Annotated in this window: 10 protein-coding genes; 4 read left to right on the forward strand and 6 right to left on the reverse strand. The window is 59.8% G+C overall.

The annotated features are described in order from the left end of the window. Positions 1–10: 10 nt before the first annotated feature. Positions 11–358 (reverse strand): hypothetical protein, encoded by a 348-nt coding sequence (locus tag HGP16_RS08365; protein WP_168839539.1) that lies wholly within the window; start codon positions 356–358, stop codon positions 11–13. A 143-nt stretch (positions 359–501) separates the two neighbouring features. On the opposite strand from HGP16_RS08365, the gene HGP16_RS08370 reads away from it, so the two are divergent. The 3 genes from HGP16_RS08370 to HGP16_RS08380 all read left to right on the forward strand — a co-directional run bounded on the left by HGP16_RS08370 (position 502) and on the right by HGP16_RS08380 (position 3969). Further along, entirely contained in the window at positions 502–1152 is a 651-nt protein-coding gene (locus HGP16_RS08370; RefSeq protein WP_168839540.1) for a UdgX family uracil-DNA binding protein, read from the forward strand. A 62-nt stretch (positions 1153–1214) separates the two neighbouring features. Further along, positions 1215–2357 (forward strand): HlyD family secretion protein, encoded by a 1143-nt coding sequence (locus tag HGP16_RS08375; RefSeq protein WP_168839541.1) that lies wholly within the window; start codon positions 1215–1217, stop codon positions 2355–2357. 1 nt (position 2358) lies between these two features. Beyond that, positions 2359–3969, forward strand: a complete 1611-nt coding sequence (locus HGP16_RS08380) for a DHA2 family efflux MFS transporter permease subunit (protein WP_168839542.1) — start codon at positions 2359–2361, stop codon at positions 3967–3969. A gap of 15 nt (positions 3970–3984) precedes the next feature. Here the strand turns inward: HGP16_RS08380 and HGP16_RS08385 are convergent, their stop codons facing one another. Further along, a complete protein-coding gene (locus HGP16_RS08385) occupies positions 3985–4857 on the reverse strand; it encodes an NAD(P)H-binding protein (RefSeq protein WP_168839543.1) in 873 nt (290 codons plus the stop codon). A 203-nt stretch (positions 4858–5060) separates the two neighbouring features. Further along, positions 5061–5918: an AraC family transcriptional regulator gene (locus tag HGP16_RS08390; RefSeq protein ID WP_168839544.1), complete on the reverse strand. Its 858-nt coding sequence runs from the start codon at positions 5916–5918 to the stop codon at positions 5061–5063. A gap of 179 nt (positions 5919–6097) precedes the next feature. Here HGP16_RS08390 and HGP16_RS08395 point away from each other — a divergent pair, with 179 nt between their 5' ends. Beyond that, positions 6098–6886, forward strand: coding sequence for a Ku protein (locus HGP16_RS08395; RefSeq protein WP_168839545.1), 789 nt, complete (start codon positions 6098–6100; stop codon positions 6884–6886). Positions 6887–6898: 12 nt separating this feature from the next. On the opposite strand, the gene ligD is transcribed toward HGP16_RS08395, so the two are convergent. The 3 genes from ligD to HGP16_RS08410 all read right to left on the reverse strand — a co-directional run bounded on the left by ligD (position 6899) and on the right by HGP16_RS08410 (position 11646). Beyond that, complete coding sequence (ligD, locus tag HGP16_RS08400; protein ID WP_168839546.1) at positions 6899–9475, reverse strand: DNA ligase D; 2577 nt, start codon at positions 9473–9475, stop codon at positions 6899–6901. A gap of 2 nt (positions 9476–9477) precedes the next feature. After that, on the reverse strand, positions 9478–10365 hold the full coding sequence (locus HGP16_RS08405) for a Ku protein (protein ID WP_168839547.1): 888 nt from the start codon (positions 10363–10365) through the stop codon (positions 9478–9480). A gap of 186 nt (positions 10366–10551) precedes the next feature. Then, a complete protein-coding gene (locus HGP16_RS08410; RefSeq protein WP_168839548.1) occupies positions 10552–11646 on the reverse strand; it encodes a hypothetical protein in 1095 nt (364 codons plus the stop codon). Positions 11647–11726: the final 80 nt, after the last annotated feature.

Here is an 11726-nt window from a genome sequence, read left to right on the forward strand (position 1 = left end):
GGGGAACGGATCAACTGTTGCGTTCGTTGAGGTCTATCTGACCTTTCTCAGCCAGGATCGGCAGGGCGATGTTGTGCTGGGCCTCGTTCATTTCCTGTACGGTTACCAGTGTTCCGCCCTGTTCGAGAGCCGCCGCATAGGCGGCACGCTGTTCCTCGTGAAAGAAGATCCCGGTCAGCGCATCGAGAAAGCCCATATGATCGATCGGCGATGTATCCGGTCGATTGCCCGGCGTCATGGTGATTGCATCCTTGGGTATGCCGGCATCCATGAGTGCGTGGGCCGCTGCCTCCGCATCATATTCGTCATTGAAGAATGCGCTCAGCGCAAAGGCGCCGATTTTGCTGTCGCTGTTCATGACGGGTTCCTCCGTTCTCATCGTTTCATCGTTCTAACGAACGGCGGAGACGTGGGTTCCCCTACAGTGGGCACCCGAGCATGGAACAAAGAGAACTGCGATTAGTTGATCGTCGTAGAGTCTGGAACCATTGCGAGCCCCCAATGCTCGATAGATTTCCTTTGGCCGGTACAGGTCCCTCGCTGGCATATGAACATGCGGACGCAGAATCCCTCGATGAACTGCGCGACGATGCTCGCTCGTGCACGCGGTGCGACCTTTATCGCAATGCTACCCATCTCGTCTTCGGCGAAGGCCCTGATACGGCCGATATCGTGCTCGTCGGCGAACAGCCCGGCGACAAGGAGGATCTGGCCGCGCAGCCTTTCGTCGGGCCGGCGGGCCGGCTTCTCGATCAGTGCCTCGAAGAGGCGGGGGTGGACCGGGATCGCTGCTACGTGACCAACGCCGTCAAGCATTTCAAATACCAGCTGCGCGGCAAGAAGCGCCTGCATGCGCGGCCCAATGCCGGAGAAGTGCAGCGTTGCGCCTGGTGGCTCGGAGCTGAGCTCGAGCTCCTGAAGCCGAAGCTGGTCGTCGCACTCGGCGCGACAGCGGTGTCCTCGCTGCTCGGCTCGAAGGTCAAGGTCATGCGCGACCGTGGCCATGTCCTACATTCCTCAGGAAAGCCCGATGTTCTCGTGACCATTCATCCCTCGGCACTTTTGCGGATCAGGGAACAGGATGAAAAGGAAAAGAGCCGGCTTGCCTTCGTTCGGGATCTGAAAAAGATCCGACGCTTTTTGCAGTATTGACCATCGTTTCAACCGATTGACCGGGAGCTGAACCCCTCACGACAACAAGCAAAGGTCATGTCATGGCTGACAATCAACCCAATATCATGGAAACCAAGCCGGCTCGGCGGAAACAGCGGCCGTTTGAGGATGCGGACCGTCAGGCCGATTCCTCGGTGGAAAAGCGGCCTTCATTCGTCCATCGTCATCCCTTCTGGATTCTTTCCGGCATCGTGGTGCTGGTGGCTCTGATCGTTGGCGCGTGGTTCGGCTGGAAGATCTATTTCTATCCTTACGAGTCGACGGATGACGCTTTCGTCGGTGCGCGCAGCTTTTCCGTGGCTGCCAAGGTTGCCGGTTATGTCGCGGAAGTTCCCGTGACCGACAACCAGCATGTCAAGGCCGGCGATGTCATTTTGCGGATCGAGCCGCGTGACTATCAGATTGCGCTCGATCAGGCGAATGGGCAGGTCGAGGTCGCCAGGGCGGCCGTTGATAGCGCCGGCGCGCAGATCGAAGCAGCCAATGCATCCGTCGACGTCGCCAAAGCGCAACAGAATTCCTCCGCCGCCGCCCTTCAATATGCGCAGCAGGAATCCGCTCGTCAGCAGCAATTGGTCAAGAGCGGTTCCGGCAGCGAGCAGGCCGTCCAACAAGCGGCCTCGACCCTGCAGCAGGATCAGGCAAGTCTTGCGCAGATGCAGGCGAGCGTAACCTCCGCATTGAAGAACAAGACCGTCGCGGAAGCGCAGAAATCCAGTGCGCTTGCCAGTCTGAAACAGGCGCAAGCGCAGGCGGAAGAGGCACAGCAGAACCTAAGCTATACGACGATCACCGCAGCCCAGCCGGGCCGCGTCGTCCGCCTCACCGGCGCCAAGGGCCAATATATCGATGCGGGGCAGGCGATCTCGACTTTCGTTCCCGACGACATTTGGATTACGGCAAACTTCAAGGAGACGCAGCTGACGGATATGCGGCCGGGCCAGCCCGTGGAGCTCACGATCGATGCCTATCCGGAGCATAAGCTCCACGGCAAGGTGGCATCCGTCCAGCCGGGCTCCGGAACGGCTTTCTCGCTATTGCCGGCCGAAAACGCGACCGGCAATTACGTCAAGGTCACACAGCGCGTGCCGGTCAAGATCATCGTCGACAAATGGCCCGCAGATGTTGCCATAGGCCCCGGCATGTCCGTGGTGCCGACGGTGACGGTGCGCCCGAGGAGCTGATATGAGCGGCGCAAGCGCAACGGCGGGCGGAGCGGGGGCGTCCTCAGCGCAAGCCACAAACCCCTGGCTAATTGCCATCGTGGTGTCGCTGGCAACCTTCATGGAAGTGCTCGACACGACGATCGCCAACGTCGCCTTGCGCTATATTTCCGGTGGCCTCGCTGTCAGCTCTGACCAGGCCTCCTGGGTGGTCACGACCTATCTGGTCTCCAATGCGATCGTGCTTGTTGCCAGCAGCTATTTTGCCGAGCGGTTCGGCCGTCGCAGGTTCTATCTCCTGTGTCTGGCGACCTTCACGATCGCTTCAGTCCTGTGCGGGCTGTCCTGGAATCTGGAAACTCTGCTGGTGTTCCGGATGATCCAGGGCTTTGCCGGCGGCGGCATGGTGCCGACCTCGCAGGCGATCCTCGCCGATGCCTTTCCGCCCGCAAAGCGCGGGCAGGCCTTCGCTCTTTTCGGCGTCGCCGTCGTCGTCGCGCCGGTCATCGGACCGACATTGGGCGGCTATCTCTCCGACAATCTTTCCTGGCATTGGTGTTTTCTTATCAACGGCCCCGTCGGCGTCTTCGCCTTTGCCCTGGTCTATGTGCTGTTGAAGGAAACGCCTCAGACGAAGCAAATGCGCGAGGAGTATCGGCGAAAAGGAGTCCGCTTCGATCTTGTCGGCTTTCTGCTGGTGGCAACCTTTCTCGGCGCGTTGGAACTCGTGCTGGATCGAGGCCAGACCGATGACTGGTTCGGCTCAGGCTTTATCATTATGATGACTGCCCTATGCGTTCTTGCATTTCTCCTCGCGATCCCATGGGTTCTGACCAAGGCCAACCCGATCATCGATGGATGGTTGCTTGGCACCCGGCAATTCGGGTCCTGCTTCATCGTCATGATGGCGACCGGCGCCATCCTGATCGCGACGACGCAGTTCATTCCCGAGGTCGTGCAGCAGAACTACGGCTATACGGCGACTTGGGCCGGGCTTGTCCTGTCGCCCGGCGGGCTTGTCACCATGGTCATGATGTTTGTCGCCGGGCGCGTGAATTCGCTGGTTCAACCGAAATATCTGATTGCCATCGGCGCTGCGATCATTGCTGTATCCATGTGGCAATTGACACGGCTCTATCCCGGCTTAAACTTCGGATTCTTCGTCTGGTCGCGCCTCTATATCGGTCTCGGCCTGCCGCTGATCTTCATCCCGATCACTTCGGCCTCCTATTACGGCCTCAGGCCGGAGCAGACCAACCAGGCGTCCGCCATGATCAATGCAGCCCGCAATATCGGCGGTTCCATTGGCGTGTGCGTCGCGTCGAATGTCCTGGCGCATCGCGAGCAATGGCATCAGAGCCGCCTTGTCGAGCATATCGTGCCATCCTCGCCGGCCTACCAGGAGACGCTGCAGACCATGTCGCGCTATTTTGCCGAAAAGGGTACGACGGTAGCGGATGCGCGGGCGCAGGCGACCGCGTGGATCGAGCAGCAGGTGCAGACACAGGCGAGCTATCTCGCCTATGTCGATGTGTTCCACGTGCTGATGCTGATCGTGCTCTGTGCCATTCCGCTTGCCCTGATCCTCAGCAATGTCGATCTCAAGGAGGGTGGCAGCGGCGGTGCGCATTGACAGCGATATATGCGCTCAGCTCTTGAGAAGTCGCCGCAACACGTCGATCATTTCGGTCGTCCCTCGACGGATTTCTCCAACGCCGCTTTCCGCGTTTATTCGGCCGGCATTGTGGGCGATATAGAGCTCGACCAGCAATCGTGCGTATTCCTCGGACAGTCCGGCCCGCTGCCATACCGTCTGCCAGTCGGCCTCGGGTAGCGGTTGAGCGATAACGCTGCGGCCGGTCAGAGACGCTATGGCAGCGGCAACATCCTCCGGCGTATAGCGTCGCGGCCCTTCGACATGGACAAGTCTCTCGATTGCATCTGTCTTCTCCAGAAGCAGATCGGCAGCGATCGCGCCGACATCGAAGGCGGAGACGGTTGGAAGAGCCTTGGTCAGAGGATGGTAGAAGCTCGGCAATCGGCCGCTTTCGGCTGCGGCCTTTGCCAGACGAGCCCAGTTCTCCATATGCTCGGCCGAGCGCAGAAGGATAAGCTTGCAATCCAGCTTTCGCAGACGCATTTCCAACGCGTGAAAGAGCAGGGTGATGCCGGTTCCGGAATCGTGTTGTGCGCCATAGTCGGAAATGGCGAGAATGGTTTGTGGTTTGGCCATCGCCAAGGCAGCACCGATTGAATCGATCAATTGCATCATGCTCGAGCGGGGCTGCTGCGCGCGAACGTCGACGGGGCAGATGACCTGAACCGCTCTGGCGCCCGTCAGCGCGGCGGTCAAAGCTTGGTGATCGTTTATCTCGGCGACGGCGATCTCGCAGCCGAGTTCGGAAAATTCCTTTGCTTTCGAGGGGTCTCGCAGTATGGCGCGAACCGGAACGCCGGCCTTCCGCAGGGAGCTGATGGTCGTGCGGCCGACTTTTCCGCTGGCACCGAGAATGGCATGCATGGGGTCTTCTCCTGTCAATACTCCTGCAGCCTATCCGTCTGCGCTCATCGGAGCGCACATGATCGGATGGTCGGTTGCAGGTTCGGACGACAATCGAAGCGAAAGCATATCGCGCAGAAGTGTGCCGCGGTTTTGCGAAAACGGCATGCGTAAATTCAAGGACCTAAAGCGCGCGAAGCGAATCTGAAAGATCGCGACGCGCTTTAGGCATGCATTCGGTTGATCATTCCTGGGGTGAGGCCCAGAATGCGCCGCATCCAGTGGCTCATGTGACTCTGATGGGCAAAGCCGGTCGCTGCTGCGACCTGGGCAAGGGGCATGTCGCCGGACAGGATGAGCAATCTTGCATGCTCGACCCGGCGTGCCAGAACATATTGATGAACCGGCATTCCGAATGTGGCGCGAAAGAGCGGCTTCAGATGCGATACGCTGAACCCGGCAATCTCTGCCAAATCGGCGAGAGACAGCGACTTGTCGATATGCTCTTCGATAAATTCCATCACGCGCCGTTTTTGCTTGTCCGTTAACGTCGCGCCTGTCGCGGTGATGCCTGCCGCTTCCTGTCCCCCGCTTTCCACCAGGCGGATCGCCAAAGCCAATCCCAATGCCTCGGCGTATGTCCGGTCTGATGGTATGGGTGCCTCTATCTCGGTCTTGATGGCCCAGGCGATCGATTCCAGCCGGGCATCCCGAAGCTGGAATTTTGGTGTCAGCGAAACCGTGTCGGGATTTCGACCAAGCGCTTGAGCGGCGGATCGAAGGAGCTCAGGGCGAATATTCAGGCGCAGAACGGTGCAGTCGCGGTCATCTTCCCACCAGCCATCCAGTTCCGCCGGAACAATGTCGATGTCACCATGTTTCTGTCGGCGGCGATGCTGCAGGCCGTCGCATTGGCAAAATGCGTTCACGGCTCGCCCGAAGTGAATGCCCAGCCGATGCGTCTGTGATCCGGGCACATGGGTGCGGCCAGCCTGGAGATGAAGGAAGTTCGCCTCGAATCCCTTCCAGCCGCGATCTCTGCTGGAAAGGAGCGTCGTGGCGGTACTGCTGAACTGATCCATGTTTCTATTCCCGCCAAATCGATCGCCTATGGGCTGAAGCGATCCGTAGCCATGGAAATTATAGGCAAACCGACCGATCCGGTCGAGTTGCCTTTCAGACATGACAGGAACCACGGATGGGTCGAGCGGAACCATGCGTGGCGAAGACCGTTCCTCTTCTCGTATTGGAGGAAAAATTCATGGCTCCGCGATCATTCTGGAAGGGTTACCTCAAGCTGTCGCTCGTGACCTGCCCCGTCGCCATGGCGCCAGCAACCAGCGACAATGAAAAGGTTCGCTTCCATACGCTTAATAGGAAGACAGGCAATCGCATCGTCAGCCGATATGTGGATTCCGTGACCGGCACGGCGGTGGATGAGGACGATGAAGTCAAGGGATATGAGCGTGGCGAGGACGACTATGTCGTGCTCGAGGACGAGGAGCTCGACGCTGTCGCCCTGGAAAGCACGCGGACGATCGATATCGAGATGTTCGGGCCGCGAGACGGCATCGAATGGATTTGGTTCGATACCCCGCATTATCTGACGCCGGACGATCCCGTCGGCGAGGAGGCTTACTGCGTCATTCGCGACGCGATGGAGGCGAGCGGCATGGTCGGCATATCCCGCGAAAGAGCCGTCATGCTGGAGCCTCGAGATAAGGGCATCGTGCTTTGGACCTTGCGCTTTGGCGACGAGGTGCGTGACGATCGGGATTATTTCGGCGACATCGGGTCGAAATCGGTGGACACCAAGCTGATGCGGCTGGTCGAGGAGCTCATAGAAGAGCGGATGAAGCCGTGGGATCCCGACATGGTCTCGGACCCCGTCCAGGAAAAGTTGCTCGACATTATCGCCTCCAAGAAGAAGGGCCGCAAGCGACCGGTAAAGGCGAAGGTGGCAGAGGAAGCCGCGCCGAGCAATGTCATCTCCATCATGGATGCGCTTCGAAAGAGCCTCTCGCAGGAGAAGGGCGGCAAGAGACGATAGCCGCCCACTTCGTCATGAACCACGTTTGCCTTTTGCTTTCGATTGACGCAACGGTTCGGCTGCGGCTCTGAAGTCGGCCCAGGGATCCGAGCGGAGCGCGGCAAGCCGTGTCGCCACGTTGGGTACGGTGAAGTAGTCCGGGCCGATGGCCGGGCTCAGTTCGTCCCAGGATAGCGGCATGGAGACCGCGGCTCCCGGACGAGCGCGGGTGGAATAGGGCGCAACCGCCGTCGAACCGCGCTGGTTCCTGAGATAATCGATGAGGATCTTGCCGCGTCGTTTCGATTTCGTGATGGTCGAAACATAGCGCCCGGGGCTGTCCGCCGCCATCGCGTCGGCGACACCCTTGGTAAAGGCCTTGACGGCAGGCCATTCGGCCTTGGCAACCAGCGGGCAGACGATATGCAGGCCTTTGCCGCCCGACGTCTTGATGAAGGGAACGAGACCTGCCTGTTTCAACCGCTCGCCGGTTTCTTCCGCAGCGGCGATGACCTCGGTCCAGGCGACGCCCGGCCCCGGATCGAGGTCCATGATGATCATGTCAGGTTTTTCCCAATTGCCGACCATCGATCCCAAGGGATGGATTTCGAGAACGGCCGCCTGCACGAGACCGATCAGGCCGTTCAGGTCGTTGATACTCACATAGGGCTCTTCGTCCTGCGGATCTTTCGCCAGGGCGATATTCCGGTTCATGCCTTTCCAGGCATGCTTCTGGAAGAAATGCTGGCCGTTGATGCCGTTCGGACAGCGCACGAGCGCGAGAGGCCGACCGACGATGTAGGGACCCATGTAGCGCCAAACCTCGGTGTAATAGTCTGCAAGTCCTGCCTTGGTGACGCCTTCGTCCGGCCAGTAGAGACGGTCGCCATGCGTCAAGGACACGCTGCTGCGGACAGGCTTTTCGGCTGAGGCTGCTGTCGCCGCTTTCGGTGTTTCGCGAACGATATCGAGCGGGTTCTTGTCCTCTCTCAAGCCACGGAAGGAGGCGTGACGCAGGTGACCATCGGCCGTCCACGCGCGGAACTCGACCTCCGCTACCAGTTCGGGCCGCACGAAGCGGACGCCGCGATTTTCCTCTGCCGTCAGCTTCGTTGCAAAGGGATTCTCCTCCGCTTTCAGGCGGCCGAGCGTTTTGAAAAGCTGCTCGGCAACGATGTGCGTGTAGCCCGTGCCGACGCGACCGACATGTTCGAGCTTGCCACCGTCATAGACGCCGAGAACCAGCGAGCCGATCGCCTTTCGCGATGTCGTGGAGGGAACCCAGCCGCCGATGACGAATTCCTGCCGCGACGAACATTTCGATTTGACCCAGGTCTTTCCGTGGCCGGGGCGATAGGGATCATTGGCGATCTTGGAGACGATCCCTTCGAGGCTAAGCCGGCAGGCATGGCTCAGCAGCAAATCGCCGTTTTCATCAAAATGGCTGCTGAAGCGGAGGATCCCGGTTTCGGATGAAATGATCGTCTGTAGCAGTTTCTTGCGGCTGACCAATGGACAAGCGCCGAGATCATAGCCATCGAGATAGAGGAGATCGAAGGCATAGAAGACGAAGCGATCGCTGCGGCCTTCGCTGAGGTCGGCCTGAAGTGCTGAAAAGTCCGAGGCACCGGCCGCCGGCTCGACGACCAGTTCGCCATCGATGATCGCCGTGCCGACAGGCAGATCACTGAAAGCGGCGATGATCTCCTTGCCGAACTTGCCCGCCCAGTCGAGGCCGCTGCGGGTGAGCAGCTTGATGCGCCCGGCCTCTATGCGGGCCTCGAGCCGATAGCCGTCGAATTTGATTTCGTGAAGCCAGCGCGTCCCTGAAGGTGGTTTTGCTACGAGCGTTGCCAGGGCCGGCTCGATGTAGGCCGGCAAGGGAGCCTTCCTGGCGCCCTTCAGGGACGCTGGATCGACAGCTTTCGCATCCGCTTCCGGTTCGGATCGGCCCGTCTTTTTCTCGGCAGCGCCATTCTCTGTCCGGCTCTTCCTGCGATCGATCTTGCCGGTCTTCGAGGACCAGCCCGGTTTTTCGCCTTCAACCTCATCGATGACGCGTCCCGTTTTCGCCGATTCCGGCCGCTCGTCGAGGATGTCAGGTGCCCCTTCCGGGCGGGCCGCATCGTCTTCCCCTTTGATCAGCAACCAGTTTTCGCGCTTTTCGCGCGGCTTTCCCGCCATGCGGATCAGGCGCCAGCGGCCACCGAGCTTTTTCCCATGGAGCTCGAATTCGAGATGTCCCTTGTTCAGACCTTTGTGGGGATCGCCAAGCGGCGTCCAGGAGCCCTTGTCCCAGACGAGGACGGTGCCTCCGCCATATTCGCCTTTCGGGATCGTGCCTTCGAAATCGCCGTATTCCAGTGGATGGTCTTCGGTCTGCACGGCGAGCCGCTTCTCGCCCGGCACGAGGCTGGGCCCCTTGGTCACGGCCCAGCTCTTCAGGACGCCGTCGAGTTCGAGGCGGAAATCGTAATGAAGGCGGCGCGCATCGTGTTTCTGGATGACGAAGCTGTCTCCTGAGGCTCTCTGCTTTCCCTTGTTTGCCAGCCCTTTCGGCTCGGTCGTTCTCGTGAAATCACGTTTGCGGTTATAGGTTTCCAATACCATCGTCAGCCCGCCTTGCGCTGCGACCGGGATGAGGATGCGGCTTGTGATTTCTCTGCCTTGCGAGACGTCGAGCCGGCCTTCTGTGAGGTGTGCTTCGGACCTGCCTTGCCGCCGCCATCCGCGCCGGCGCTCTGGCGCAAGGCCTCCATGAGGTCGGTCACCTTGGCAACCTTCGCCGGCTTGCGTTGCGGGATCGCCTTGCCTTCGATCTTGGCCTTGACGAGCTCCGTCAGCGCGGCTTCGTAGCGATCGTCGAATTCACTGGCGTCGAAGCTGCCTTCCTTCGTGGCAATGATATGCTTGGCAAGATCGAGCATCTCGCCCTTGATCTTCATGTCGGGCACGTCCTCAAAAGCTTCCCTGGCCGAGCGGACCTCATAGTCGAAGTTCAGGGTGGTGGCGATCAGCCCCTTGCCGTGCGCGCGGATCATCAGCGTTCGCAGACGGCGAAACAGGACGGCCTGGGCAATGGCGGCCACCTTCTTCTTGCGCATGCCCTCGCGGATCAGCGCAAAGGCTTCCTCGCTGGCCGAGGCGGAAGGGGCGAGATAGTAGGGCCGGTCGAAATAGACGTCGTCGATATCCGACCACGCGAGAAAGGCTTTTACGCGAAGAACCTTGTCGCTTTCCGGCACGGCGGCGGCGACCTCCTCGGGCTCCAGCACGATGTAGTCGTCCTTGTTGAGTTCATAACCCTTGACCTGGTCGTCACGCGGCACCGGTTGTTCGGTCTGGCTGTCAATGAATTCGCGCCTGACGCGATTGCCGGTTTCCCGGTTCAGCGTATGGAAGGAAATCCGCTCCGAGGTCGAGACCGCCGTATAAAGGGCGACGGCGCAGCTGACCTCTCCGAATTTCAGGTATCCCTTCCATTGCGCGCGCGGGCTCATAGCAGGCTCCAGGTCGTGTAAGCTCCAAGTCGACAATGGAAGCCAAACGACATTCGCCGGTCATTGTTCCCGCGTGGTCGGAAACGGCCCACCCTCGTCCCTGCCCGACACCATCGGGCAGGGACGAGGCGTCGCGCATGGACGCGGCTCCTTGAGGAAGCCGCGTCCATCGATACCAGTTCAACGTCACTTCCAGCTGGTATAGTCCGCTGCGGTGCATCCGAAGGGCGCCCGTTGATCGCCGAAACGCTTCTTCAACTGATCGCAGCCCCAGCGGTTGAGAGGAGTGGGCATCATATTGTTGAGATCCATGGCCGGCGACGTAAACTGCGAGCCGGCGCTGGTCACATACCAGAGCCAGTAGCCGAAAAGGCCGCCGATGATCAGGAGTATGACGAGCAGGGCTCTGGCAAGCCGCGCCATGATGGACGGGCCTTTCTTTCCTTGGACAGCGAGTTCCGGCGGGTGGCTGCCTAGTTCTGTTGTCAGCGGAGCGAGAGTTCTGGCGCGCTCTTCCGCCGTCATGTCGATCCGTTCCAGCCGGCTGTCCAGAAGCACCGGCAGAGCCGCATTTCCATGCCAGGCGGCGAGCGCCACGGCCTTGCCGTCCTTTTCATCGACGACCAGAGGTTCCTGTCCGGGCTCGAAGCGTGTGTGTGCCGCTCGCCCCGTCTTTCTGTCGGCGATCTTATCCGCATAGGTCACCGTCAATCGCTTGCCTTTGCGCTGAAACGTGGTGATTTCGACGGGAACCGGCACCAGTTGAGCGGGTTGGCGCAGCTGCCCGCGAACTCGCCAGATGCGCAAGAGCTGGAAGATCATGGCGATGCAGGCGCCGCCGAGCAGGGCAACGAACACGGCAAGCGTGATGATCCGGTTCCAGAGCATATCAAGCCCGAGGCTGAGGGTCGCCAACTCCGGGTGATCGCCGGAGACGACGAGATCCGTGTCATAGTCGCCGGCATGGATGTCGACGAACATGATCTCGACATCCTTGTCATAGTTCTGGCCCTGATAATCATAGGTGAGATGGGCCGAGCAGTTGGTAAAGAAGCCTTTCCGGGTTGAGCATTTTCCATCGCGAATATCGCCGCTATCGAGCATGACGGGATTTTGGCTGATCGTCCAATCCCTCAATATGCCAGGCATTTCGGAAATCGCCATGAAGACAGTCAGGGCGATCAATACCGGCAACGAGAAATAGACGGCTCTCGGCATTGTAATCACGCCCTGAGCAAGCGTGAGAGCTCTCTGCGGAAGCTGTATCGTCGGGAATGTCATTGTCTGCCTGAACTCCGAATGGTTGCGTAGGCATCCGCAAAGCAAGGGCGAAGCGGTGGCTTCGCAAAATCCTGGGGTTC

It is taken from the genome of Rhizobium sp. P40RR-XXII, from assembly GCF_012641405.1.
GTDB lineage: Bacteria > Pseudomonadota > Alphaproteobacteria > Rhizobiales > Rhizobiaceae > Rhizobium.

Excerpts from the sequence above, each read along its gene's own strand:
- HGP16_RS08365 (WP_168839539.1), bottom strand. The coding sequence starts at position 358 with ATGAACAGCGACAGCAAAATCGGCGCCTTTGCGCTGAGCGCATTCTTC.
- HGP16_RS08370 (WP_168839540.1), top strand. The coding sequence starts at position 502 with ATGCTCGATAGATTTCCTTTGGCCGGTACAGGTCCCTCGCTGGCATAT.
- HGP16_RS08375 (WP_168839541.1), top strand. The coding sequence starts at position 1,215 with ATGGCTGACAATCAACCCAATATCATGGAAACCAAGCCGGCTCGGCGG.
- HGP16_RS08380 (WP_168839542.1), top strand. The coding sequence starts at position 2,359 with ATGAGCGGCGCAAGCGCAACGGCGGGCGGAGCGGGGGCGTCCTCAGCG.
- HGP16_RS08385 (WP_168839543.1), bottom strand. The coding sequence starts at position 4,857 with ATGCATGCCATTCTCGGTGCCAGCGGAAAAGTCGGCCGCACGACCATC.
- HGP16_RS08390 (WP_168839544.1), bottom strand. The coding sequence starts at position 5,918 with ATGGATCAGTTCAGCAGTACCGCCACGACGCTCCTTTCCAGCAGAGAT.
- HGP16_RS08395 (WP_168839545.1), top strand. The coding sequence starts at position 6,098 with ATGGCTCCGCGATCATTCTGGAAGGGTTACCTCAAGCTGTCGCTCGTG.
- ligD (WP_168839546.1), bottom strand. The coding sequence starts at position 9,475 with ATGGTATTGGAAACCTATAACCGCAAACGTGATTTCACGAGAACGACC.
- HGP16_RS08405 (WP_168839547.1), bottom strand. The coding sequence starts at position 10,365 with ATGAGCCCGCGCGCGCAATGGAAGGGATACCTGAAATTCGGAGAGGTC.
- HGP16_RS08410 (WP_168839548.1), bottom strand. The coding sequence starts at position 11,646 with ATGACATTCCCGACGATACAGCTTCCGCAGAGAGCTCTCACGCTTGCT.